The sequence below is a fragment of the Jeotgalibacillus proteolyticus genome, assembly GCF_002926065.1.
Taxonomy (GTDB): domain Bacteria; phylum Bacillota; class Bacilli; order Bacillales; family Jeotgalibacillaceae; genus Jeotgalibacillus; species Jeotgalibacillus proteolyticus.
In genome coordinates this window covers 328,572-353,420 of sequence record NZ_PREZ01000003.1, presented here as the reverse complement: position 1 = coordinate 353,420, position 24,849 = coordinate 328,572, and the positions used below count along the sequence as shown (strand labels likewise).

Sequence of the window (24,849 nt, the reverse complement as noted above, 5' to 3'; positions counted from 1 at the left end):
CGCTTTCATTTTATTATGCATACGTATTCAAAAGGAGGAATTAGCATGGCTGTGTTTTTGAAAGAGGGAAAATCAGTTGAAGAAGTAAGCGTTATTAATTCAAAGGTCACTCAGGCAGTGGCAGAAGCATTGGAAAGTGTTGAAAAAAGAGGAGACGAGGCAGTAAGAGAGCTCTCAGAGAAATTTGATAAATGGTCCCCGGATTCTTTCCGCTTAACAGAGGATCAGGTAAAGGAGATCGTGGAAAAGGTTCCTGCAGAAGTCATTGAAGACATTAAGTTTGCTCAAAAAAATATTCGTGAATTTGCAGAAGCACAGCTTGCTTCACTGAATGACGTAGAGGTGGAAAATATTCCAGGTGTAATTTTAGGGCACAAAAATATCCCGGTGAACAGTGTTGGTTGTTATGTTCCAGGCGGACGCTATCCGATGGTTGCCTCAGCTCATATGAGTGTACTCACAGCTAAGGTTGCCGGAGTAAAACGCGTAATCGCCTGCACCCCGCCAATTAACGGAGAAGTTCCAGAAGCAACAATTGCAGCTATGTATTTAGCAGGAGCGGATGAAATCTATCTGCTTGGCGGAATTCAGGCAATGGGCGCTATGGCGATTGGAACAGAAACCATTGATGCAGTAGATATGATCGTCGGACCGGGTAACGCTTTTGTTGCTGAAGCAAAACGTCAGCTTTATGGACGTGTTGGAATTGATTTATTTGCCGGCCCTACTGAAACGCTCGTTGTTGCTGATCACACAGCCGATGCTGAAATGGTTGCCACTGATCTTTTAGGCCAGGGAGAGCACGGACCCACTTCTCCAGGAGCCCTTATTACAACCTCAAAAGAGCTCGCTGAAGAAACGGTAAAAGAAATAGAACGCCAGCTTCAGACGCTGCCGACTGCAGATGTAGCAAGCGTTTCATGGGAGGATTACGGCCAGATCATCTTAGTAGATTCTATTGAAGAAGCGCGTATTGAAGCAGACCGTCTGGCGTTTGAGCATGTTGAAATTTTAACCGAGGATCCTGACTATTTCCTTGAGAACATGACAAATTACGGCTGCTTATTCCTTGGACCAGAGACGAATGTAGCTTACGGAGACAAGGTAATCGGCACCAATCATACTCTTCCAACCAAGGGTGCTGCACGTTATACAGGCGGTCTTTGGGTTGGAAAGTTTATTAAAACCGTAACCTATCAAAAAGTGACACCTGAAGCGAGTGCGTATATCGGTGAGTACGCGGCGCGCTTATGCCAGCTTGAGAACTTTGCCGGGCATGCAGAGCAGGCTATTTTACGCGTAAAACGCTACGGAAAAAATTAACCCGTAGTCAGGAGGGATTGGGGGGAATAAAATGCTTAGCATCATTGGTATGATTGGCATGTTTGGGGGGCTTGCGCTATTAATTTATTTGACGATGAGAGGGATGAACCTTCTCATCGCAGCACCGCTGGCCGCCTTATTCGTTGGTTTATTAAATGGTCTTCCTTTGTTTCCGCAGCTTGCAGAAGAAGGAGCAGCGAACTTTTTAACGAATTACATGACTGGCTTCACAGGCTTTATTGCTTCCTGGTATTTGATGTTCTTAGCAGGGGCGATCTTCGGAAAAGTAATGGAGGACAGTGGAGCTGCGGATAGTGTCTCCGGTTGGATAATAGGAAAAATAGGGATGAAACGCGCAGCTTTAGCAGTAGTTCTTGCCTGTGCGGTATTAACCTATGGCGGTGTAAGTTTATTTGTGGTAGCGTTTTCAGTATATCCAATGGCACTTAGTCTTTTTAAACAGGCTAATCTGCCAAGACGCTTCATTCCCGCAACTCTTGCCTTTGGCTCAACAACCTTTACCATGACTTCAGCCGGTTCTCCTGAGATTCAAAACTGGATTCCTATCGAGTTTCTCGGCACATCTCCTTTAGCGGGGTGGGAAGTCAGTTTAATCGTTGCTGTATTTATGATGGTCTTTGGCTATTGGTGGCTGAAGAAAATGATTTCAAAAGCAGTATCTAAAGGAGAATCATTTGTTGTGAGGGATACGGATCCAGGCAATGAATCACGCAAAGAGCTGCCAAATCCGATTCTTAGCATGATTCCATTACTGGTTGTCCTGCTTGTATCCTTTTTCTTCCACGATTCACTTGGCACCTCAGCGCTGATCGTAGCGCTGTGCGGAGGGATTCTCGCTACTGTATTAATTAACAAAAAGTATTTCCAGAACTTTGGCAATGCAGTTGGAGAAGGCGCATTAGGCGCTGTCGTCGCAATCGCCAACACAGCGGCTGTTGTGGGATTTGGCGGCGTAGTAAGGGCTACTCCTTCCTTTGCATCGGCTGTTGATGTCATGACAAATATTCCGGGAAGCCCATTAATTGGGGGAGCACTTGCGGTTGCCATTATTGCAGGGTTAACCGGCTCATCCTCCGGAGGACAGGCGATCGCATTACCGCTTTTAGCTCCGCACTATCTTGATTTAGGCGTGAATGCGGATGCGCTTCACCGGACTGTGGCTATTTCTTCAGGCTCGCTTGATTCGTTGCCGCATGGCGGATATGTTGTAACAACAATCAGATCCATTGCCGGTGAAACACATAAAGATGCATACCCGGCATTTGGAGCTCTCTCAGTGGTTGTACCGCTTATTGGTGCAGTTCTGGCTGTTATTTTATTTTCAATTGGTTTATAAGAACGTGATGCTCAGCAGATAGTGGTCTGCTGAGTATTGTGTTTACTAATAAGGAAGAAGGTGTGGGCATGGAAAATCTTTCAGTAATCGGCTGTGGAACAATGGGTCATTCTATTGCACTTGCCGCTGCCTGGTCGGGTCATTTTGTTAAGGTTTTTGGACTCAGTGATGATGAGGTTGGGGGAGCAGTAAAAGGAATTGAAAACAAGCTTAGCGTTATGGTGGACAACCAGTTATTTTCCAAGGAGGAAGCATCCCGTATCTCCTCTGCCATTCATTTCACCACATCTCTGACTGAAACAGCCAAAGATGCTACTTTTATGATTGAATGCATCCCCGAAAATCTCCTGCTAAAGCAAGAACTATATCATCAGCTTGAACGCATCGTACCGGAAGACACCATTATTGCCAGCAATACGTCAGGATTACTGCCTTCTGATCTTTCAGAAAGTATGAAATTCCCTAATCGTTTCATCGTAACGCATTTTTGGAATCCTGGACATTTAATTCCCTTAGTGGAGGTTGTTAAGGGAGCAAATACAGACGAAAAAACACTTGAAAGAACCATGGTTCTATTAAAAGAAATCAACAAGCGGCCGGTCCTTGTTCAAAAAGAGATTCCCGGGTTTATTGGCAACCGTCTGCAATACGCCTTATTCCGTGAAGCCCAGGCTCTTTTGGATGAGGGGGTAGCAACGAAGGAAGATATTGATGCAGCTGTCACCTACAGTATCGGCAGACGTCTTCCTGTAACAGGTCCTTTAATGACAGCCGATATGGGCGGCCTTGACATATTTTCAGCTATCTCTGATTACTTATTCCGTGAGTTAAGTGATGTGAAGGAGTCGGGTGAAACTCTTAGAAGTCTTGTAGAGGATAAGAAGCTGGGGGATAAATCCGGAGAAGGCTTTTACAAATGGGATGAGTCCTTTTCAAAAGAGATGAATGCAGAGCGGGAACAAACCTTAATTCATTTTTTAAAAATGGATGTCAAAAGTCAGAAGGAGCAATAAAGTGAAGAATTACTTTTCTGAGCTTAAAGGCAAGACCGTTATTGTGACCGGCGGCAGTAAGGGGATTGGGAAGGATATTGCCCTTACTTTAGCGGAGCTACAAGCAAATGTAGTGATTTCAGGACGAAATGAACATGATCTTCAGAGTGCATTAAGCGAGCTTCACACCTATAACGATCAATGCACAGCCGTTTCCGGTGACTTAAGTAAAGTGGAAGATATTCATCATTTAATCGGAAAAACAGCTGAGACGTTCGGCAGAATTGATGCGCTGGTCAATAACGCGGGAGTTAATATTGCCAAGCCTGCGTTAGAAGTAACAGAAGAGGACTGGGATACGGTTCTTACCCTAAACTTGAAATCCGCCTTTTTCGCGAGCCAGGCTGCCGCAAAGCATATGATCGAACAAAAAAGCGGTAAAATTATTAACATCGCTTCTCAAATGGCCTTTGGCGGCTATTATAACCGGGCTGCATACTGCTCAAGTAAAGGCGGTCTTGTCCAGATGACCAAAGCGCTTGCTGTGGAATGGGCAAAACAGGGGATTCAGGTGAATGGCGTCGCTCCAACCTTTATTGAGACAGAGCTGACGGCAAAAATGTTTGAAGATCAAGCCTTTAAAGAGGATGTGGAGAATCGTATTCTGTTAGAGGGGCTGTCTAAGCCGAAAGATGTTTCCGGGGCGGTTTTATACCTGATCTCTGACCTTGCAAATTTTGTAACCGGAGAGACGATTAAGGTTGATGGCGGCTGGACGGCTATATAGCAAAAGAAGGCACCTGAATTTGGTGCCTTTATTCTTTTTTACCCTTCTTTTCAAGCATAAGGACCATATAGCCAAGGTCGTCTTCAAAGTCCCAGTCTGCAAAAATTTCTTCTACATTCTGCTTTAAAATCTTATCAAGATTCGCTTGCTCTATTAATCTTTTTTCTAAAGGTCGCTTTGCAAGCTTCAATTCTTCAATAAATCCATTTTTAATCAGCTCTTTTTCAATTTCAACGAATATGCCTTCCCGTCGTGTTAAAAGAGTCCGGTCATTTAGCCAGGCAATTTGAGTGTTAATTGGTTCCTTCTGTGCGCGTTTGCTGGCAAGATTGATTTGTTCTATTAAAGCATCATGGTTTACATGATCAGGCGTTTTACTATTGACTATTTCAGTATCATTTTCCAGCACCCCGATCAGCATTCCAGTATTTTTATCGAGGTTCCAATCGGCATATAGTTTTTTTACAGGTAAATCAACGAGCTTATAAAGCTCCATTTTAATCGATTGTCTTAAATCCACCATTAGCAGGTCTCTAATTTCCAGTACTTTTCTTGATTCATTTTGATTGATTAAAATTTTTTCAGTAGACCCGAGGAAACCGCGAAGGTGAATGGTCACAAAGGGCGGAGCAATTGATACGTAAACGGATGTAGGTCCTTTGCCAAAATGATCGCGAAGTAAGGTAGAGATGTAGCCTCCAATTTTGCTTTGAACTGTTTTTTCCTGTCCCATTGAACTCCCTTTCACCAGAAGAAAGCGTCCCTTCCAGTAAATTTAGTATAAATGATTTTACTGCTGATATGTATCGTAAGGGCATTTTTTTGTTATTTTTAATAATTTACAAAAGGATTGTTGATAAATTAATAGTAAAATTTTACGAGAATAATATTACTGCAATAGTATAGAAATATTAATAAAATAAGTAAAATTTATGTAATTTATAATGAAAACCTTTACTTCTATAAACAGCCATAGTATTCTGTACTTAATAGAAAACAATAGTGTTTCTATATATAGTAAACAAAGAGACACGCTGAGAGGGTCTTTTATATAAATACAAGCATATTTGGTAAAATGTTACGGGCAATAGTACCGTTAGCAAAGCCGAAAAGGTCCATCCAACTTGGAGCCTTTTCGGTTTTTTTATTTTTCGTTAGGGTTCTATTCTCAGATGATATTCGTTAAAAGGGCATATTGAAAATTCATAGGCTTCTAACGATCGGAAAGTCGTGATGACTGTGATTAATTGATGAAAGGGGGGAGAGAATGACTCAGTGCAGTGCAGTGCATTCAAAGGATATTCAATATATTTTCACCCGTGTCAAGGCTTCATTTGAAGAGAACGGTACGGTGTTTATTTCGTTTTTAGCGGGCTTAACAAAGGAGTACCGAAAAGGGGCTGCTTCAGAGGAGCCGTTAAAAAAAGAGAGGATATGGGTTGATATCCGGGAGTTAAAAGAAATCCACGCCACAAAAAAAATGACTTCATTGCCGGAAGGAGTTTCCACCTTTCACCTCACAAAAGAAGTTTTCCAGGAAATCGTTAATATTTCTTCCTCATGTCCTAAAGAACTCTACCACATTACTCCATTAAGTTCCGACACAGGTTATAAAAAATTGGGTTAAGTATTTTCATAGGTTATTTGGCTGCTCAATTTTTTTTGGGGTGGCTTTTTTATGATTTATCTTTCGAAAATTGAATGCTATGAGTAAATGCCTTTTATTAGGGCCTGTTGATTTCCGCTGCAGGGGCATGGTTTTAGCGGGGAGGGTGACATAAACAAACCAGCCTCCGCATTTTCGCGGAAGCTGGTTTTGTTTTTATTCAAAGGATTGTTCAAAGATCATTTCCTTGCTTGCTTTTACTTTAGGTCCTTTTGGTTTTTTCTTATCAAATTGAGCAAGGTCATATACTGCTGATCCTACGATTTCGGCTACATCCTGAAGCTTTTCAATGCTGATTTTATCAATGGTATCCTCAGGTGTATGGTACCACGGCTCTGATGGGCTGTGGATAAAGAGAGCAGCCGGGATTCCTGCTTCTGCGAATGGTACGTGGTCGCTGCGTCCGCCAATGTCATATGGAGTCGGAGTGCCATTTAGCTTTAAGCTTGATTTTTGAGCAAGCTCGGTTACCAGATTTGGCTTTCCATCAAGCGTTCTCATGATTAGATCACCAGCATCTCTGCTTCCGACCATGTCCAGATTAAAATTAGCGACAATTCGATCCTTCTCAGTCTGAGATAATGAATTTACATAATGGTAGGAACCAAGCAAGCCAAGCTCTTCTGCACCAAATGTGATGAAGCGGATTTCTGTATCAGCAGGGACATTTTTCATGACTCTTGCAAGCTCAAGCGTCATTGCAGTACCGGAAGCATCATCATTTGCACCCGGCGCGCCGGCTACTGAGTCATGGTGAGCACCGACAACGATCACATCACCGGTTGCCTTCTTTTTATTTGTTGGATATTTAGTAGCGATGACATTATGAGAATCCTTGTAGCCTGCTTCTGCTCCTACTACGCTGAGTGAAGCAGTTTTCCCAACATAAGCCTTAAGTGCTTCTCCTTCTTCTTTTGTCAATGCTACAGCAGGGACATAGCGGTCATCATGAGCACCTAGTGTACCGTTTAGGGCACCGTCAGCATTATTATAAATAATAACTCCGGCAGCTCCTTTTTCCGCTGCATTTAATACTTTTTCGCCAAAACTGATTTCTCCGCGCTGAATGAAGGCGATTTTACCAGTAAGATCAACATTTTGAAGGGCTGCTTTTGTTCCGAGTCCTGCATCAACCAGCTCGCCTGTTGCGTCACCGCTAACGGTGTATGTAAACGATACAGGGTTAAGGTCTCCAGCGTAACCATCAACAGTAAGGTCAATGCTAGTTGGCTGTGTGTACCCATAGAAAGTAAATGGCTGAAGCTCTACCTGATAGCCATACGATTCGAATTGCTCTTTAATATACTTAATAGCGTTTTGTTCTGCTTCTGTACCGGCTACTCTTGGTGTCTTTGCAAGATAATCAATATTATCATAGATTCTCTGTGCATCAATTTGATTTAATACTTTCTTATCAAAATGCTCATTGACCTGGTGCACTCCTGCTACTGGACCTTTCATAAAAGCTGTTTGGGCACCTGTAGCGCCAAATGCAAGTGATAGGGCTAATGCTACTGAAACTGCTTTTTTGTTCAAAAAAATCCCTCCTAAATAGTGTAATAGTCTGACTATACAGAATAATACATTATCTGTTATTAATGCATAAGAGACTTTTTGATCATTTTCTGTAAAAAATTCCATCTATTGAAATAAGAGTAAAGAGTTTAACATTCTGCATGTCACGTTCATAATCTCTAGCGCCTTCTTTTAACTGGAAGAGTTAGGATAAAGGTAGTACCGACATCCTTTTTACTTTCGATTTCAATTTTTCCTTTAAGTTTATCTATAACACTGTAGACCATTACCATGCCAAGTCCTGTTCCCTGTTTTTTAGTAGAGTAATAGGGCTTTCCTATCAGGGAGATATCTTCATCCGTTATGCCAACCCCGGTATCGCTTATGACAATGCTGATTTCATTTTGCTTTGAGGATACTTCAACTGTTAGTGTTCCGCCTTTTTCCTTCATCGCTTCAACACCGTTTTTATATAGGTTGATTAAGCATTGATGAAGCTGGTGCTGGTCAAATTGGGTCTCCAATTCATTGGAGAATAGAAATCTGATATCAACTAAGTGCTGGTTAGCGTAAGGAATCATTAAATTATTTACATATTCGAGCTCATTTTTAAGATTGGATGTAACCATATTTTCTGCCTGAGGTCTGGCAAATGATAGAAAGTCACTAATAATCTTTTCCGCCCGTTTTAATTCTTCTATAGAGTAGACAATATAGCTTTTTTCAGCGGGAGGTATGGATTTGGATTCATTAAGAAGCTGCATAAAGCCGCTTGTAACCGTCAAAGGATTTCTTATTTCATGCGACACGCTTGCTGAGAGCTCATTAATAACGTTGAGTCTTTCTGATTGAAGATACCTTTCCCGGTTTTTCACGTTCAGGATTATTTTTTGAATCAGCGCAACGATGGTCATAACAGCTATTACATGGATAGGAAGAACATTAAAAACGATCGTCCAGTATTCTCTATTTAATACCGGAAAAAATGCTGTCAGTGTTACTAGATAAAACGCGACGACCATAAAAGAGGTCAAGCCGCTCCATAAAACCTTTTGCCGGGGGTTCAGCTGGTTGAATTTTTTATACCAGAGAGGCACAGCAAGCAGGACCGCTGTGGAAAATAGCAGGGAGGGGAGCAATCCTTCACCCCCGATAATAAATCGGTATACATTTAAGATTAGATATAGAGGTATAGCTACACGATACCCCATAAAAAGAGAAATAATGATAAACGGAACATAGCGAAGGTCAAAAATAAATCCATGGTCTATTTTGATAGGGAACGACATGCTAAGCAGCATAGGAAAAGCTGCAAGTGCCAGAAAGATAGTTGAGCTGCGGTAAAGGGTAAATCGATCCTCGAAGAAAATCAGATAAATCAGTACAGGAAACAGGAGAAACAAAAAATTAATTAGCAAATGCTCAGTCAAACGATCCTTCCTTTCTAGACGGCTCTGGTTGCAAGGGGAGGTGAAGCAAAATAACCATTTATAGCATAATTTATTATTAATGCTTTATATGTCAAATATTGTATTTTATAACTTGTTTTCCCGCAGCTAACAAACATTATATATTTCTTATCATAACAGAGCATTTCATTGGCCTCACTAATTCTCTTAAATAAACTCATTCCACCAGTAAATCCCTGTATTTAAAAACATAAATCATTCCCTGGAAAAGAGCCTCTTTCGCTAATTTCTTTTGTTTGTTAATGATTTCGGCTATAATGAGTGCTTAAGGTTCGACATTATCAGAATTTTTGGAACTTGGGAGGAAAAGGATATGATTGAAACAGCAGATCGTAACGCACCCTTACGCAGTGATGTAAAGAAGCTTGGTTCTATTTTAGGGGAAGTGCTTATTCATCACGGGGGAATTTCTCTTTTAAATAAGGTCGAGGAGATTAGAGAAACGACTAAGAACTTACGGAAAGAATATAATGAAGAGATATATAAACAGCTAAAAGAAGAAATAAGCCAAATCAAGCCGCCTCTTCGTGAGCAGGTGATTCGGGCTTTCTCGATTTATTTTCATATTATTAATATTGCAGAACAAAATCATAGAATCCGACGTTTCAGAGAGTATCAGCAGGAGGACGACGGGGTTATTCAGCCGGCCTCCATCGAAAGTGCTGTTGCCTACATAAAAGAGAACAATTTTTCGCCTGAGGTTATTCAGCAGATCGTTCATGATCTTTCAATTGAATTAATCATTACCGCTCACCCGACGGAGGCAACAAAACGGACGGTTCTTGAAATTCAAAAACGAATATCCCTGCTTTTGCGTCAGCTTGATAACCGGATTTTGACAAAGAAGGAAAGACGAAAGCTTGATGACAGCCTATTTAATGAAATAACGGCGCTATGGCAGACAGATGAGCTTCGCCACCGCAAGCCGACTGTGATGGATGAAGTAAAAAATGGATTGTATTATTTCGACAAAACGCTATTTAGCGTACTTCCTGCTATTCATCAGGAGCTTGAGGAAAAGCTTTCTGATTATTATCCTGATATCAAATGGGAAGTTCCAAATTTCCTTCATTTCGGATCCTGGATTGGCGGAGACCGGGATGGAAATCCGTTCGTAACCCCTGATATTACGTGGGAAACTCTACAGCTGCACCGCAAGCTTGCTCTTGAAAAATATGACGAGGCGCTTGTGGACTTAATGAAGCGTTTTAGCCAGTCGATTGAGCGGGTAGCAATCAGCGGTGATCTCTTCGAAGCAGTAGAGAAGGAGGAGCTTCACTATTTAGCAGAAGGGGAGGCCTGGCCGGTAGAGGGCGAGGTTTACCGCAGAAAATTTGCCGTTATGCTTAAAAGACTGCGTGAGGTTGGAAAATCGTCTCTTGGCTATGAAAATGCTGAGGAGCTTCTGGTCGATTTAGAGCTGATAAGAGACGACGCTGAAAAGCATCAGCCGGCGAACCGCAAGCTGAAGACAATCCGTAAAGTAATACGTCAGGTTCAATTATTCGGCTTCCATCTTGCAACGCTGGATATCAGAAACCACAGCGGGGAGCATGAAACTGCGATTACTGAAATTCTTAAGGTTGTTGGCATTGCAGAAAACTACGCCTCTTTGTCTGAGGAGGAAAAGCTGAAGGTTCTTGAGAAGGTTTTAAAGGATCCAAGACCGGTTACGCTGCTCCAGGAGGATTACTCCAAGGAAACACAGGAGGTTTTGGAAGTCTTCCAAATGATTAAAAATGCCCATAATGAATTCGGCCGCCGCTCGATTGAAGTGTATCTTGTCAGCATGACCCAGTCATCCAGTGATCTACTTGAGGTTCTTGTTCTTGCGAAGGAAGCGGGGATCTACAGATTACATGCAGACGGAAAAGTGGAAAGTCATCTGAATGTCGCTCCATTGCTTGAAACTGTGGATGATTTAATTGCCGGTCCTCATATCATGAAGACTCTTTTTGAGATGGATGTGTACCGCAGCCATTTGACAAAGCATGGCGATAACCAGGAAATCATGCTCGGCTATTCTGACGGAAGCAAGGACGGCGGAACGCTGACTGCGAACTGGAAATTATTTAATGCGCAGCAGGAGATTCATGAAATGGCAAGAGAGTATCATGTTGGACTTAAATTTTTCCATGGCCGTGGAGGGTCACTGGGAAGAGGAGGCGGTCCGCTAAACCGGAGCATTCAGTCCCAGCCGGGTGAAACACTTGGGCATGGAGTGAAAATAACAGAACAGGGCGAGGTTCTCTCCTCCCGCTACCTGCTTGGCGATATTGCTTACCGTAATTTGGAGCAGGCAGCATCTGCCCTGTTAGAAGCATCTGCTAAAGCTTCACTACAGTTCGAGCATAAGCTTCCGGAGCCTTGGAAAAACGCCATTACCCAGAGCTCAGATGCAGCGCTGAAGAAGTACCAGTCGCTTGTATTTGGAGACAAGGACTTCCTTACCTATTTTAAGCAGGCAACCCCTTTAGGCGAGCTTGGTGAACTTAACATCGGCTCCCGTCCAATGAGTCGAAAGGGCAGTCAGCGCTTTGAAGACCTGCGGGCGATTCCGTGGGTATTTGCCTGGACCCAGTCCCGCCAGATGCTTCCTGCTTGGTACGCAGCAGGAACAGGCCTGCAATCCTTCGCTTCTCAAGGGGAAGAGAGTGTTAAAACGCTTCGGGATATGTATGCAAACTGGCCGTTTTTCCATTCAACGATCAATAATTTGCAGATGGCCCTCCTGAAAGCTGATTTACAAACAGCGAAGGAATATCTGTATCTTGTTGAAGATCAGGAGATTGCCGAGCGGATATTTGGCGATATTTCAGAAGAATACGAGCTCACAAAAGCGGTTCTTCTGCAAATAACAGAGAACCAGGAGCTCCTTGATCATACACCGAACATAAAGGATAGCGTGTCCCGCCGTAATCCATACGTCGACCCGCTAAACTTCCTGCAGGTCGAGCTCATCCAAAAAATGCGTGAATCAGACGACCATTCAGAAGAGCTTCTCACTGAAGTCCTGCTGACAATTAATGGCGTCGCTGCAGGCCTTGTGAATACAGGCTGATAACTTAACTTAAGGAATAAACTAAAAACCCGCTGCTCTGGGATAGAGTGGCGGGTTTTTTTAGTTTTTACTATAAGTTGGGGTGGTGATATTCGGGTGGTGACATTCGAATGGTGACAGGCACTTGTCGAAGACTCTTCATCCGAAAGCGTAAGTCTAAAGATAAATTTCATTTATCATAGCCTCGATTATTCCCACATACAATGTAAAAAAACAATGATGGAGTGGTTTTGGAAATGAGGAGTTATTGGCTGGCTGGGGTATGGATATGCGCTCTGGCTGCGGGGCTTTTTTTTGTTTTTAATCAAGCTCTGCTGAATGAAGAGCCCGCAGTAGCAGCATTTTCACAATTGTCTGCAGTAGAAAAGGAACAGGAGATCCAGCAGGTGAGGGAGTTTAATGGGGCACTTCAAGAAGAGGGAGAACTATACGATCAGTTTACAAAGGAGCTTAACGACAGAGGGTTTGCCCCATATCGAATAAGGGGAACTGCCTACTCAACAGACCATATGGAACTCACAATTTACTTATACGATCACATCGTAAATGAAAAGCAAGAAACCGAATTACAATCGCTATTCAGTGAGCTCATCATCCGCAACGGACTCACCCCTGAGCGATTTAAGCTAACTGTACAGAAATGACAAGTGCCTGTCACTCCCCGGATCCTGTCGAATGTAATCGACAGGAATCGGGAGGTGACAGGCACTACGCTTTTTAATTTCCGAATTCGATTTTCATTGCTTCAGCGATACGCTTTGGCATGTCGGTGTTGTCGAGTAAACCGCTGAAGGTGCTTGAGTTTGGACCGTAGGCATAGATTGGGACGTCGACGCCGGTGTGGGCGGTGGTTGACCAGCCGACGTATGCGCGTTCGCTTACAATTTGGTTAATGGTTAGGGCAGTGCTGTTTTCTGGAGCCTTTTTGATGCGTTCTGCTTCCTCGTCTGTGAGGTCGAGGTTTGTGAATTCTTTGATTACTGCTTTTACATTGCTGCGATCGCTGTTAAGCTCGGCAGCCATGAAGTCTCCGGTTGCGGTTACGTCATGCAGGATGTCTGCCTTTGCAAGATACTCACCGTATCCGCCAACGGACATGCCGCCTGTGTCATGGTCGCCGGCGACTATTACTAATGTTTTTTTATCTTTTTTAGCAAATGCCAATGCTTCTTCCACTGCTTCTTCAAATGCTTCTGAATCCTTCATGGCCCAGGCAGCATCATTTGCATGGCCTGCCCAGTCGATCTGGCTGCCTTCCACCATTAAGAAAAATCCTTTTTTGTTTGAAGAAAGTGATTGAAGGGCTGTATCGGTCATTTCAGCAAGACTTGGTTCGTTGGTTTGGTCACGGTCAAGCTCAGGTGCCATTCCATCGTCTGCAAATAAACCTAACACTTTTTTATCTTTCTTGCTAAGCGCTAAAAGCTCGTTTCTATTTTCCGCTACCGCATAGCCATCTGCAAGGGATTCCTCAAGCAAATTGCGCTCCGCTTGATTTCCTCCAAGTGAAGATGGTAAAAAGTTAGCTTTTCCGCCTCCAAGAAGTACGTCAATTTCGTTTACGAGTTGAAGGGCAATATCTGTTTCGCTTCCGCGTGACTGCACGTGTGAAGCGAAAACTGCAGGGGTTGCATGAGTAATCGTTGAAGTGGCGACGAGTCCTGTTGATTTGCCGGCATCACTTGCTGCTTCGAGGATTGTTTCCACAGTTTCACCATCAGGCGTAACGCTGATCATGCCATTGTTTGTTTTAACACCTGTGGCCATAGCGGTTCCCGCAGCTGCGGAATCCGTTACCCAGTTATCTGCAGAGTTTGTTTTCATCATCCCGACAAGCATGGAATCAAGAACGGTGTCTTCACCTTTAAAAATACGGTAGTTTGTCGCAAAGCTTGTGGAGTATCCGTCAGGAATCATAAAGATCACATTCTCGACCTTTGCTTTGGAATGTCCTGGAGGTCCTGCATCTGCCTGCTGGGAATAAGCAACACCGGATACGATCATGGCTGTACATAAAGCAGTTGCGGCAAATCCTTTAAACAGTTTCAATTTTAAAACGCCTCCTAAATAATATAGTTCTTTCATCTCTAAGGCTAAGAGATGAACATTGACGAAGTTTAATAGAAGAATAAACAATTGGTAAACTTTGCTACAATTGTTTTACAAGGGGATTATTAGGAGGGTAAAAAAAACGCCTGCAGAGAAAGCTTCTGCAGGCGTGGGTTGCTATTCTATTCAGTCTGACGGGTTGTTTGCTCAGCCAGTGTATCCCAGAATGAAGTATCCATCGTTTCAATGGAACCATCTGCAATTGCGCGAACTGTTGAATCTAGTGTGGTGATAGTTTGTTTGATTAGGTAGCCGTTACTCTTTTGGCCTAAAACATAGTCTTCACGGTAGTGATCGGACATGCCGCGCATTTCAAATAATAGAGTAGAGATCCCGTATTCAACCGCAATTCCGTTACGGCTGATGGTTTCAGCTGAGCCGCCGACATATTTGCCCAGATGTCCCCAGCCTTTAGAATCAACAGCATCAAATACAACTGCACCAAGCTGCTTTGATTTTTCTACTACTTCAGGGTCTGCATTTGGCGTATTCGGGTAAAGGATAGACCCTGATACCAGCTTGCCGTCACGCTCGCTGTTTGCTCCCTGATGATGCAGGTCGATCATGTAATCAATATCGTATTTTTGCATCACATTAAAATGAAGTGCCTGCGTTTCTGGCTGAATTTTATCGACATGGTCGCGGTTTAAATCCACTTCTACTGCATTAAAGCGTGTCAGGTTACGGCCGCCGTCTGCAATGTAATCATCGAGTGAAAAGTCAACATCGCCCATAGCGCCGTCAGCATTCAGCATTGGAACAATCAAGATATTAACGTTATCCGCTACACCTTTCATTTTTCCTGTTCCAAGATGCTTAATGAATTCAAGGGCACCTTCAGTCGTCAGCTGCTCGTTTCCATGCTGCTGAGTTAAAAATAGAATCGTAGGGTTATCGGGATTTTTCATGTATTTTGCTAAATACAAATCACGGCCTTTTACACTTTGACCAATGACTTCAAGCTCCAGGTCCTTCTGCTTTGCTTCCTGTGTTTTTAAATAGCTGACCATTTCGTCATACGTATGAAGGATGGAGGTGTTGATTGTTTCATTTCCGCCATAGCCTGGGCCGTTTCCAACCGCGGATGCCGGAGTTGTCGCAAGTGGGGAGGCGCTAAGCACCATTGCACCTGCAATTGATAGGGTGAGTAAGGTTTTTTTCATAACTGTTTCCTCCTTTAAGTATAGATAAAATTAGTTTGTCGGTCTGGATGAGGTAAGTGGAATCGTTTCATACTCTGCAGGATTCAAGGTATAAACAGAACCGTCCGCTACGGATTCAACGATGGCAGAAAGCCCGCGCTCTACGGATTTAACAAGCTGGCCTTTTTCCTTTTGACCCATGATCTGTGTTTGTCCGCGAACTTCAAACAGAACCGTGCCGCTACCGTTTAGGGCATAGCTTCCAAGGGCAGTTCCAGGCAAATCAAGACCTTGAGAATAAAGTGAAACATTGCCGAATCTGGAATTTCCGTATGACTGAAGCTCGTTGTATACGGCTACATTCAGCTGTCTGGAGAAGTCGTAATCATAGTTATCAGCATACTGAGCGTACTTTGCTCCTGCTGAGGTAGATGGATCTGGAACAAATTGAGCAGATAGGGAAAGGGTAACCTCATCAGCAGTGCCGTCTATGTAATAGAGCCCCTGGTGGTGAAGGTCAACGAAAACATCAACATTGCCAAACTCTTCCTGAAGAGATTTGTATACATCACGGGAGGTCTGAGCTTCAGGTGTGATGAACCAGCCAGGCATATTCGATGCACCAGGGAAGTCCTGAGCCTGAGGAACATAATCCAAGTCTGGATGGAAGTCACGATTCACATCAAATCCCGGATTCTCACCGTAGTTATAGCTTTGGCTAATCCCGCGGTCCAGGTAGTTCCAGGATGGGGCAGCCCCGGCTAATTGCGGGAAGTCTTCAACTGCTTCGCTCCATGTCATACTGTTGCGGCGCTTGTCGGCTTCAGAAGCATCAGGGTTCATCATTGGCATAAATACAATGGTTAACTCATCACGTATTTCTTTTGACTGCTTGGAATTATTTGAAAGGCTTTTTAACAGGTTCAAAATTGCTACAGTTCCTGTCTTTTCGTTTCCATGAATTTCACTTTGGATTAAAAGAACCTTATCTCCGGTTCCGACCCGGGCAGTGTAGATGTCCAAGCCTTGATTTGACTGACCGGCTACCTCCACTTGAACAGTTCCTTTGCTGTTAGCTTCGATTTGATGAAGACTTTTTTGCAGCTCATTGTAGTCAATAAAACCTGAGATGGAATAATCATGATGATGGGATGCAGGCTGATTTTGACTCGTTCCCTCAGCTGCATATGTAGGCATTACGAGGGCGGTGCATAAACCTAAAACTCCAACTGTCGTGAAAAGCTTCTTCTTCAAATGAATCTTCCTTTCTTGTTATGAAATTTTAGTTTTGCTTCTAAGAATAGTATGTAGGTATTTTGTCACTCTCCATTTCCATAGATATCTTTAATTCCCAGACATCATAGCAAATGATTATTTAATTGTGAACAATATTTGAATTTTCAGAACTTAAGTAATGGATAGAATTGAGATATAAGAACAAGCTTATATCTAATGGAGTACGGAGGCTATGAGAGATGACCTGTATTTGCCTATCCTTTAGTGAGTCGAAATATTTACTTGTTGAGATGAATGAGATAGGTGAATGATTTAAGCAGCACAAAATAAAGAATAATATTGTTAAAATTATAGAGAAATATGGAGGTGTATTATTTGAAAAACCGATTAAGAAAAAAGCTGAAAAATCACTTGTTTCCTATTTCCTTAACCAGATTGGCTGATTTGCGTAAGAGAAAAAAAGAAAAACATAAGCCCCATCGAACGGTTCGTTACATTATTATTCCGATGGGTGAAGAAGATGGAAGTCAACTAGAGCGAGATTAACCAAATGTATTTGATCCACCGTTAAGCCGGACGCACTGGTTTTTAGAGCAGCACAATCATTGCGTATCAGTAACTCGATGTGCAAAAGACGGCTCCGCAACTGACTTAAGCAGCATCTACATCTATTATTGCGAAGAAACAGAACCTTCATTACTAAAGCTGAACAAAGCTTACGAAGAAATTAGCCGTGAACTTTTCCAAGACGTTTCACATCTGGTAATGGTTATAGGCAGGGAAATCAATAAGTGCCTAACACCACCTGAAACCTGTTATGAGGAGTTCTCATTTTGGTCGAAATATTTAGTTGATTAAGGGCGGATGTCTAATAAGATAAGTAAAAAATAAAAATTTCTACTAAATGGATGAAGATAAGACTAATTATGGAAAATAATGATATAATCATAAAAGTTAGATTTTTCAGACATTTAATAGTGGGAGTTGAAAAAGGTGATAATGGATAGTAAGGAAGCGACGATTTTTAATCATTTAGGGAATAGCATCAAAACAGAAGATAGGGAGATTAGTATTCTTGTTAAATATGAAGAACCATTAATCGTTTTGCTGGGGAATGTTTTGAGCGATGAAGAATGTGAAAAGCTGATCCTATTGTCAAAAGATAAAATGAATCGTTCAAAAATTGGTGTGTCACGTGTAGTCAACGAGATAAGAACAAGCAGCAGTATGTTTTTTCAAGAAAGAGAAAATGACCTGATCATGAAAATCGAAAACAGAATTTCTTCGATTATGAATATACCTATTGAACATGGCGAAGGTATTCAAATTCTAAATTATACTCCTGGTCAAGAATATAAAGCGCATTTTGATTTCTTTTCATCGAAAGAGAAAGTAATTAAAAATAATCGAATTAGCACGATCATTATTTATTTAAATAATGTAGAGAGCGGGGGAGAAACCGTTTTTCCTGAACTTAACCTATCATTTTCACCAAAAAAGGGAACAGCTGTCTACTTCGAATACTTCTATAATGACAAAAAGAAAAACGAACAAACTTTACATGCCGGTGCGCCTATAGTTGCGGGTGAAAAATGGGTTGCTACACAATGGATGAGAAGGCAGAAAAGGTAAGTGCCTGGCACCACCCGAATCCTGTCGGATGAGTTCGACAGATTCTGAGTGGTGCCAGGCACTTCAAAAGAAGGCAGAAAAGGTAAGTGAATAAAGAGAGTGCTTAAAGGGAGAGAGGTAGATTGAATGAAAGAAAAAAGAGGAAGGTTCGCAGGTCAGATAAAATACTAGCCACAGCTCTTTTGTGCCTATTAGCCGCAATTATAATTCTTGATTTTACCGTCTATGGAAGAGTATTAAATCTTACTGCGGTCATTGGAATCATTGTCCCGGTCAGTTACTTACTTCTTAGAGGTTTAGCTAGAAGAAACACAATCGTGGTGGGACTGCTAACTGGCAGTTTGATTGCTTTTTGCTTGGCGATGGTTGTTCCGCCCCACACCTATTCAGATGCTCAGGTGCTTGTTCAGCAAAGCCAGGCTGGAGAACTGATAAAAGGGGAAGAAAATGTGGCAGTCTCAGTTGGAAATAAATTTAACGTTTTCAGTCCGGATCGATTTTATTTGTTTACTCTTCAAGAGAACGGAATTGAGCAGGAATTCATGGTTAACCCTGAGACAGGAGAAGTAATAGAATTGATCAAATGAAAATAATGAGCATGGCATTGTACCCGGGCTCATTGTTTTTGCAGGTGCCAGTTGCAGCATTTTTAAGATGAGCAGCCTGAGAGCAATTTTTACTCCCAGAGCAGTACCAAGTAAAATAACTATAATACTGATTATTCCTATAAAAAAACTTATATTTTCAATTAAATAGTTTGTCAGTCTGCTAATTCTATAGCCATTTAAGATAAAGTACATAGGGGATAAAAAATAGCAGCGCATAGATAATACTAACTCCGTTTACATGAATAAAACCCTACATTACTTCACTCCAGCCTCAGGTTTTTGGCAGTTTAAATAAAACATAACTCAAAAAGTAAGAATATTATGTTGATTTAAAGGGGATTAAAAAGTAAAAACACTTAAAAGGAGAATCCTATGAACCAATTGACTCTGCATGTAAATGATGAAAAACTTGAGTTCCAGCCCGTTGAATTGATTTTTTCAGAAGAGAATCTAACAGAGGTTTTCGCGCTTGAAGACCTTGAAACCCTCCAGGAAGCTCTTTCCCGCAGCGAGTACAGCGGACTTAAGGAGTCCTGTGAAGAAAATTATTCGAAGCTCCTTGATCGTCCGTTAGGAAAAGCCGTATCTAAGCTCAAACAAAAAAACGAACCACTCTATCAATCTTTTCTAAATGAACATGGAGATCGTACGTATACCCAGTTTTTTATTAAGGATCCGAAAGCTTTAATGGATAAGGGCCTCTACGCCTACACAGTCGACGATGAACTTGTCTATATCGGAAGCAGCCTGGAGGATTATAAAAAAACAGTGAACAGCGGGCAGGGAACAATTGCGCCAAAGGACTGCTATCGTGACGGCGAGACGGAAAACTACCGGTTGAATGCCCTAATTGCAGAAGAGAAAGAATCCAAAACCGTGCGCTTTTACACCTATCCAATGGAAAATGAAGCGATGATTATGGAGTTGGAGCAGCGGTTGATTGAGGGGTATGGTCCGGGGTGGAATGGTCGGGTGTGAGAATTATACTTCAAAAATAAAAGAACGATTAATTGATCTAAAGGGGTTTCATAATGCCGATTTATAACAAGCTTGTTAGAGATAATATCCTTCAAATCATTCAACAATCAGGAAGTACGTTTTCTTCGAGAGTTTTAGAAGATGAGGAATATTTAGTAGAAATAAAGAAAAAGATGCATGAAGAATTAAATGAATTTGAACAGGCTGAAAATGACCCGGATGCAGTAGAGGAGCTGGCTGATTTAGTAGAGCTGGTTTATGCCGCTGCTGAGATTCATGGTGCTTCAAGAGAGCAGCTGGAAAAGGTGCGTTTGCAGAAGGAAAGTAAGCGTGGGGGATTTAAGAAGAAACTATTTCTTATTGAAAATGAGGACTAAGCTCAAGAGGTTCTTAGAAAGGAGGAACCATGAGCCATAAACTGCAGATTGGTGAAATGAAGGCTTCCTACATTACTGATCAGGAAATATGGAGTCATTTTACTTATATATTTTCATCAAAATCCAGAAATTCTACTACCTACAAGTTCGTTCTAATAAAATCAATCATTGAGAATTTATATAATGTAAACGAAGAGTTAGAAATACACTATTTTAATTTGTTCAAGAGCTTTACAAAAATTTATTGGAATTTGGTCATTCATCATAAACTTAACCAGATAAATATGATGGGTAAGCAAGCAGAAGTGCAAAAAATTCTTTTAGACTTTCAAGCTAAGTATGGTATAGATTCTTCATTTGTATTCGACAAACTCTCTAATGAAATGCAGTTAAATATTATAATGAAGGTGATGAAGCGTTGTAAGATCAATGTAATGGGTGCCGTTTATGGTGATACGGCCGGGAGTATTTATGACTTTGATAATAAAAAAGAAACCCTTCGATTAAATGCTTCCTTCTTTACATTCATGCAAAGGTTTCAAAAAATTCTAATGTATTTAACGAACTATCAACTTGCATTATTTTTGGAAAAATTTAATATTAATGGAGATACAAAAGGGATGCTAATTAAAGTTGAAAATGTTTCTAAACGCTCATCGCTAAATCAGTTTTATGAGGTGCTGGCTTCTTATTTTACAGGAACTTGTTTTTATTGTGGGATGGCGATTAGAAGCAGGAATGCAGCTCACGTAGACCATTTCATTCCGTGGAGCTTTGTCCAGGCAGATCAGCTTTGGAATTTAGTTATTTCATGCAATGCATGTAATCTCTCTAAAAGCGATAAACTGGCTTCTGAAAGTTATTTATCAGTATTAATTGATCGTAATCATGAATTTGTCAGAATGCAGCAGGTTCAAGAAAGAGAAGACATGAAGGTATACTCTGCAACCAAACTGCAGTCGTTATACCATTATTCTTTTGAAAATGGTTACTCAACGATATGGGTGCCTAAGAGTAGTTAAAGGGAAGAAAGTATTGAATGTTGAAGGTTAAATCCATTATTTTGAAAACACATGCTTGTTACCTGCCCCATTGCCCCCAACCCCAAACCATGCTAAGCTTTAATCAACTTAAATTAATGGAGGTTTTCCTTTTGACAGCTTCAATTAGACTACGATTCCGTACAATGAACCGTTAAATTTAATATGTTTAATGGCTCTGCCTGGCAGCGGAGTACACGGAATTGGTCTGTCTATTTTAAGGGAACCTTTGTTATGCGGAAAAGGGTGAAAAAGAGGGCGAATTTAACCCTCTTTTTTTGCTGTAAAAATCTGTTTGAAAATAGAATAGACAGTCCTTTCATTAAGCAGTTACTTGCATTCTGTATCAAATCGCTAGGCAGATCCGAGCCGATCCTGGAGCGTATAAGCGTTTAGCATGAGGGTCCAATGAAGACATTGAGACAGCAAGCACACGAAAAAAACTACTTATGATGGGACGTGTTTGGTATGACAATTTCAAAAGAAAAGATAATTAAATTGGCTGGGGAAAATGGAATTGAGCTTAAAGAGAGTGCATTAAAATTTAATGAATCAGGACTGGATTTTCTGGTTGTATTTGGAGAGGATTCTAAGGGTGAGAATTGGGTGCTGCGAATTCCAAGAAGGGAGGATGTACTTCCTTCAACAAAGATCGAAAAACAGGCGCTTGATTTCATTGAACCTAAATTGTCTGTTCAAGCCCCTAAATGGGTCGTATGGACAGATGAGTTAATTGCGTACAAGCAGTTAACAGGTGTACCGGTCGGAACGATTGACCATGAAGCAATGGCTTATACATGGGAGATAGACGAAAAAAATGTACCGGAGCTCTTTACTGAAACTCTTGCTCTCGCAATGGTTTCTTTGCATGGAATTAATTTGGATGATGCGAGAGAAGCAGGTTTAAAAGTGGAGAATGCGGAAGAGATGAGAGCGGAAATGAAGAGTAGAATGGAGAAGGTAAAAGCGGAGTTTGGTGTTAGCGACCAGCTGTGGGAGCAATGGCAGCGATGGGTCAATAATGATTCACTTTGGCCGGCCAAGACAGGCGTGATCCATGGAGATTTACATGCAGGCCATATACTAATTGATGATGAAGCACGCGTAACAGGATTCATTGATTGGACAGAAGCTTTTGTATCAGATATCAGCAAGGATTTTGTTGCTCATTACCGGACGTTTGGAGAGCAGGAGCTTAAAAAACTCATTATGTACTATGAAAAAGCAGGCGGCTGCGTTTGGCCAAATATGGCAGAGCATATAATCGAACGGACTGCAGCATATCCAGTTGAAATAGCAGAATTCGCCCTAAAATCCGGCATCGAAGAATACATCCAAATGACAAAAGAAGCCCTTGGAGTACCTCAAAACAATAGAAGCAAAAAACAATAGAAGCACCTGAGAAAATATAAACAAAAAACCCCGCTCTTACAAGCGGGGTTTTTTGTTGCCTGTTTTATTCGACAGGAATCGGGTGGTGCCATGCACTTCGCGAACTTCCCGAGTGGACACGGCGAACTGCATTACGGGTGAATCGACAAAAACCGGGTGGTGCCTGTCACTTATTTTAAGTTGGAATCCTTTACAAATGTTTACAAGGAGGGAAATTGAGGAAGTTAAGGAGTGTATTGAATATGAAATAATTTGATTGAAAAGGAGAATGATCTATGGATATTCAGAAACAGCAGCAGGGTGGACAGCCGAATCAGACACAGCCGAAGCAGCCTGGGATTGAGTCGAAGATGGATCCTCATCCGATTCAGCCGCTTGATTATAAAGGCAGTGAGAAGTTAAAGGGCCGTGTGGCGCTTATTACAGGCGGTGACAGCGGGATTGGCCGTGCTGTGGCAGTTGCTTATGCGAAGGAAGGTGCTCATCTTGCCATTAACTATTTGGAGGAAGAGCAAAGTGATGCTGATGAAACAAAACGTTTAATTGAAGAAGAAGGCGTTCAATGTCTTTTAATTCCTGGAGATGTTTCAGAAGAAGAAACGTGCAGAGGGTTAATTAATCAGACAGTTGAACATTTCGGAAAGCTTGATATTTTAATTAACAACTCAGCAATCCAGTTCCCGACAGAGGACCTTCAGGATATCTCTTATGAACAATGGGATAAAACATTTAAAACAAATATGTATTCCGTTTTCCATATGACTAAATTTGCTTTACCTCATTTAAAAGAGGGAAGCTCAATTATTAATACAACTTCAATTAATCCATATGTAGGGAATCCGCAGCTGATTGATTATACCTCCACTAAAGGTGCGATCGTTGGTTTCACCCGTAGTATGGCGGCAAATCTTGTGAAAAAAGGAATTCGCGTGAACATGGTGGCGCCGGGGCCGATCTGGACGCCGCTTATTCCTTCAACCTTTGACGGAGAGTCAGTTGCGGAGTTTGGTGCGGATAACCCAATGGGACGCCCGGGGCAGCCGGCTGAATTGATTGGACCTTATGTTCTTTTAGCATCTGATCAGGGTTCTTATATGACTGGTCAATGTATCCACGTGAACGGCGGGCAGTTTACCTCCTCTTAAGTTTTTATGTAAATGCGAGAAGACACGCGTTTAAAAGGAGGACAAAATGAATTTTGCAAAAGTATCTGAGCGTGAAGTGCAGCGTAAAACGAATGAATATTATCAAAAGGCAGATGTACTTCTAAGTGACGAAGAGATTTAAAAAATAGAAGTGAATGACTTTGGCCTTGGCCGTCTTGATGATGCTGGTCTTCAGTTGTTTGTCTACATTAATACTGATCGCTATTGTGCGAAGGAATGGGTGCTGTTTCCGGCAGGGGAAGCAGGAGCTGTTACAACTGAGTACTCCTCACCAAGTACAGATGATCATGACGTTTTTACACATGAAGGTCATAAGTCTAAACGTAGTAAATCGTTTCTCCCTCTCCCTTCAGCTTTAGTGCTGGAGGGAGAGTTTTTTCAGTTATCAGAGAAGTTCAAATCGAGATGTCCTTTATTAGTTTCCGTCTTTCTTCTATAGTAATGGTAATTGATCAAGGTATGGTTTGGGTATATGTATGTATTTATAAAAGAAAGACCGGCTCAGCTTTTCAACTGAACCGGAAATCTTTAACTAGTGTTTACACTTGCTAAAAATGGCTTTGAGTGCCTTTAAAATTAACACCAAAGAAAATACGACGACTGCGATTACCCCGATGACAGTAATAATCAGAGCCAGCAATGCAAGTAAAGTACCTGGTGTTGGCACCAATAAAATTGGCAGGACGATCAGCGCAAAGCCAGCAAGAATACCTGCAAGCAATAAAAATGCTTTGTGTACCATAGTTTGAACACCTCCTTCTTTTATAATAGGATATGCTCGAGACCTCCTATACGCATTGTGTAACATTACTCAAATTATAAAAGTGCCTGTAACTTTTCGGCTTATGGTCATTACTGACATAATTCGACGAGTGCCAGGCACTTTTTGTTTGGTAATTTCTATCAATTTATGTTGTGTAATGGAAATGTAATAATCTAACTTCAGGCTTACGGGGGCTTATGTTTGTTTGTTTACGGGCAGGGGGTTTTAGCCGACAC

23 protein-coding genes are annotated in these 24,849 nt (G+C 41.7%); 16 read left to right on the top strand and 7 right to left on the bottom strand.

Annotation, left to right across the window (positions count from 1 at the left end; genetic code table 11):
• Positions 1–45 precede the first annotated feature (45 nt).
• The 4 genes from hisD to C4B60_RS08720 all read left to right on the top strand — a co-directional run bounded on the left by hisD (position 46) and on the right by C4B60_RS08720 (position 4,459).
• Positions 46–1,323 (top strand): histidinol dehydrogenase, encoded by a 1,278-nt coding sequence (hisD, locus tag C4B60_RS08735; RefSeq protein ID WP_104057614.1) that lies wholly within the window; start codon positions 46–48, stop codon positions 1,321–1,323.
• 40 nt (positions 1,324–1,363) lie between these two features.
• On the top strand, positions 1,364–2,680 hold the full coding sequence (locus C4B60_RS08730; protein ID WP_209020078.1) for a GntP family permease: 1,317 nt from the start codon (positions 1,364–1,366) through the stop codon (positions 2,678–2,680).
• Between the two features lie 68 nt (positions 2,681–2,748).
• Positions 2,749–3,693, top strand: a complete 945-nt coding sequence (locus C4B60_RS08725) for a 3-hydroxyacyl-CoA dehydrogenase family protein (RefSeq protein WP_104057613.1) — start codon at positions 2,749–2,751, stop codon at positions 3,691–3,693.
• A 1-nt stretch (position 3,694) separates the two neighbouring features.
• Positions 3,695–4,459: an SDR family NAD(P)-dependent oxidoreductase gene (locus C4B60_RS08720; RefSeq protein ID WP_104057612.1), complete on the top strand. Its 765-nt coding sequence runs from the start codon at positions 3,695–3,697 to the stop codon at positions 4,457–4,459.
• A gap of 28 nt (positions 4,460–4,487) precedes the next feature.
• On the opposite strand, the gene C4B60_RS08715 is transcribed toward C4B60_RS08720, so the two are convergent.
• Complete coding sequence (locus C4B60_RS08715; protein WP_104057611.1) at positions 4,488–5,192, bottom strand: Na-translocating system protein MpsC family protein; 705 nt, start codon at positions 5,190–5,192, stop codon at positions 4,488–4,490.
• Positions 5,193–5,726: 534 nt separating this feature from the next.
• Between C4B60_RS08715 and C4B60_RS08710 the strand changes: the two genes are divergently transcribed.
• Complete coding sequence (locus tag C4B60_RS08710; protein WP_104057610.1) at positions 5,727–6,086, top strand: hypothetical protein; 360 nt, start codon at positions 5,727–5,729, stop codon at positions 6,084–6,086.
• A gap of 195 nt (positions 6,087–6,281) precedes the next feature.
• Here C4B60_RS08710 and C4B60_RS08705 read toward each other — a convergent pair whose 3' ends face one another.
• Entirely contained in the window at positions 6,282–7,661 is a 1,380-nt protein-coding gene (locus C4B60_RS08705; protein ID WP_104057609.1) for a M28 family peptidase, read from the bottom strand.
• A 158-nt stretch (positions 7,662–7,819) separates the two neighbouring features.
• A complete protein-coding gene (locus tag C4B60_RS08700; protein WP_104057608.1) occupies positions 7,820–9,070 on the bottom strand; it encodes an ATP-binding protein in 1,251 nt (416 codons plus the stop codon).
• 352 nt (positions 9,071–9,422) lie between these two features.
• On the opposite strand from C4B60_RS08700, the gene ppc reads away from it, so the two are divergent.
• Complete coding sequence (ppc, locus tag C4B60_RS08695) at positions 9,423–12,170, top strand: phosphoenolpyruvate carboxylase (protein ID WP_104057607.1); 2,748 nt, start codon at positions 9,423–9,425, stop codon at positions 12,168–12,170.
• Positions 12,171–12,406: 236 nt separating this feature from the next.
• On the top strand, positions 12,407–12,814 hold the full coding sequence (locus tag C4B60_RS08690; protein WP_104057606.1) for a hypothetical protein: 408 nt from the start codon (positions 12,407–12,409) through the stop codon (positions 12,812–12,814).
• 73 nt (positions 12,815–12,887) lie between these two features.
• Here C4B60_RS08690 and C4B60_RS08685 read toward each other — a convergent pair whose 3' ends face one another.
• From C4B60_RS08685 to C4B60_RS08675, 3 genes are all read right to left on the bottom strand, one after another.
• A complete protein-coding gene (locus C4B60_RS08685; protein ID WP_425331158.1) occupies positions 12,888–14,219 on the bottom strand; it encodes an alkaline phosphatase in 1,332 nt (443 codons plus the stop codon).
• Positions 14,220–14,401: 182 nt separating this feature from the next.
• Entirely contained in the window at positions 14,402–15,442 is a 1,041-nt protein-coding gene (locus C4B60_RS08680) for a M14 family zinc carboxypeptidase (protein ID WP_104057605.1), read from the bottom strand.
• Positions 15,443–15,472: 30 nt separating this feature from the next.
• On the bottom strand, positions 15,473–16,675 hold the full coding sequence (locus tag C4B60_RS08675) for a M14 family zinc carboxypeptidase (protein ID WP_245153914.1): 1,203 nt from the start codon (positions 16,673–16,675) through the stop codon (positions 15,473–15,475).
• Between the two features lie 357 nt (positions 16,676–17,032).
• Between C4B60_RS08675 and C4B60_RS21405 the strand changes: the two genes are divergently transcribed.
• The 9 genes from C4B60_RS21405 (at position 17,033) to C4B60_RS21655 (ending at position 24,289) form a co-directional block, all read left to right on the top strand.
• Positions 17,033–17,203, top strand: coding sequence for a hypothetical protein (locus tag C4B60_RS21405; RefSeq protein WP_167578619.1), 171 nt, complete (start codon positions 17,033–17,035; stop codon positions 17,201–17,203).
• 453 nt (positions 17,204–17,656) lie between these two features.
• Positions 17,657–18,289 carry a 2OG-Fe(II) oxygenase gene (locus C4B60_RS08670; protein WP_104057898.1) on the top strand — a complete coding sequence of 211 codons (633 nt, stop codon included), beginning with the start codon at positions 17,657–17,659 and terminating at the stop codon, positions 18,287–18,289.
• 122 nt (positions 18,290–18,411) lie between these two features.
• Positions 18,412–18,876 (top strand): hypothetical protein, encoded by a 465-nt coding sequence (locus tag C4B60_RS08665; protein WP_104057604.1) that lies wholly within the window; start codon positions 18,412–18,414, stop codon positions 18,874–18,876.
• A gap of 393 nt (positions 18,877–19,269) precedes the next feature.
• On the top strand, positions 19,270–19,875 hold the full coding sequence (locus C4B60_RS08660; RefSeq protein WP_104057603.1) for a GIY-YIG nuclease family protein: 606 nt from the start codon (positions 19,270–19,272) through the stop codon (positions 19,873–19,875).
• A 53-nt stretch (positions 19,876–19,928) separates the two neighbouring features.
• Positions 19,929–20,252: a nucleoside triphosphate pyrophosphohydrolase gene (locus C4B60_RS08655; protein WP_104057602.1), complete on the top strand. Its 324-nt coding sequence runs from the start codon at positions 19,929–19,931 to the stop codon at positions 20,250–20,252.
• Between the two features lie 29 nt (positions 20,253–20,281).
• Complete coding sequence (locus tag C4B60_RS08650; protein ID WP_104057601.1) at positions 20,282–21,274, top strand: HNH endonuclease; 993 nt, start codon at positions 20,282–20,284, stop codon at positions 21,272–21,274.
• A 486-nt stretch (positions 21,275–21,760) separates the two neighbouring features.
• The gene (locus C4B60_RS08645; RefSeq protein ID WP_104057600.1) at positions 21,761–22,684 is read left to right on the top strand and encodes a macrolide 2'-phosphotransferase; all 924 of its coding nucleotides are present in this window, start codon (positions 21,761–21,763) and stop codon (positions 22,682–22,684) included.
• 275 nt (positions 22,685–22,959) lie between these two features.
• Positions 22,960–23,829 (top strand): SDR family oxidoreductase, encoded by an 870-nt coding sequence (locus C4B60_RS08640; RefSeq protein ID WP_104057599.1) that lies wholly within the window; start codon positions 22,960–22,962, stop codon positions 23,827–23,829.
• Between the two features lie 151 nt (positions 23,830–23,980).
• A complete protein-coding gene (locus tag C4B60_RS21655) occupies positions 23,981–24,289 on the top strand; it encodes a cupin domain-containing protein (protein ID WP_245153913.1) in 309 nt (102 codons plus the stop codon).
• 93 nt (positions 24,290–24,382) lie between these two features.
• Here the strand turns inward: C4B60_RS21655 and C4B60_RS08630 are convergent, their stop codons facing one another.
• Positions 24,383–24,592, bottom strand: a complete 210-nt coding sequence (locus tag C4B60_RS08630) for a hypothetical protein (RefSeq protein WP_104057598.1) — start codon at positions 24,590–24,592, stop codon at positions 24,383–24,385.
• Between the last annotated feature and the right edge of the window lie 257 nt (positions 24,593–24,849).

Bases quoted from the DNA above. Each gene is read 5' to 3' on its own strand.
- hisD (WP_104057614.1), top strand. From the start codon at position 46: ATGGCTGTGTTTTTGAAAGAGGGAAAATCAGTTGAAGAAGTAAGCGTT.
- C4B60_RS08725 (WP_104057613.1), top strand. From the start codon at position 2,749: ATGGAAAATCTTTCAGTAATCGGCTGTGGAACAATGGGTCATTCTATT.
- C4B60_RS08715 (WP_104057611.1), bottom strand. From the start codon at position 5,192: ATGGGACAGGAAAAAACAGTTCAAAGCAAAATTGGAGGCTACATCTCT.
- C4B60_RS08710 (WP_104057610.1), top strand. From the start codon at position 5,727: ATGACTCAGTGCAGTGCAGTGCATTCAAAGGATATTCAATATATTTTC.
- ppc (WP_104057607.1), top strand. From the start codon at position 9,423: ATGATTGAAACAGCAGATCGTAACGCACCCTTACGCAGTGATGTAAAG.
- C4B60_RS08690 (WP_104057606.1), top strand. From the start codon at position 12,407: ATGAGGAGTTATTGGCTGGCTGGGGTATGGATATGCGCTCTGGCTGCG.
- C4B60_RS08680 (WP_104057605.1), bottom strand. From the start codon at position 15,442: ATGAAAAAAACCTTACTCACCCTATCAATTGCAGGTGCAATGGTGCTT.
- C4B60_RS08670 (WP_104057898.1), top strand. From the start codon at position 17,657: ATGGATAGTAAGGAAGCGACGATTTTTAATCATTTAGGGAATAGCATC.
- C4B60_RS08660 (WP_104057603.1), top strand. From the start codon at position 19,270: ATGAACCAATTGACTCTGCATGTAAATGATGAAAAACTTGAGTTCCAG.
- C4B60_RS08655 (WP_104057602.1), top strand. From the start codon at position 19,929: ATGCCGATTTATAACAAGCTTGTTAGAGATAATATCCTTCAAATCATT.
- C4B60_RS08650 (WP_104057601.1), top strand. From the start codon at position 20,282: ATGAGCCATAAACTGCAGATTGGTGAAATGAAGGCTTCCTACATTACT.
- C4B60_RS08645 (WP_104057600.1), top strand. From the start codon at position 21,761: ATGACAATTTCAAAAGAAAAGATAATTAAATTGGCTGGGGAAAATGGA.
- C4B60_RS08640 (WP_104057599.1), top strand. From the start codon at position 22,960: ATGGATATTCAGAAACAGCAGCAGGGTGGACAGCCGAATCAGACACAG.
- C4B60_RS08630 (WP_104057598.1), bottom strand. From the start codon at position 24,592: ATGGTACACAAAGCATTTTTATTGCTTGCAGGTATTCTTGCTGGCTTT.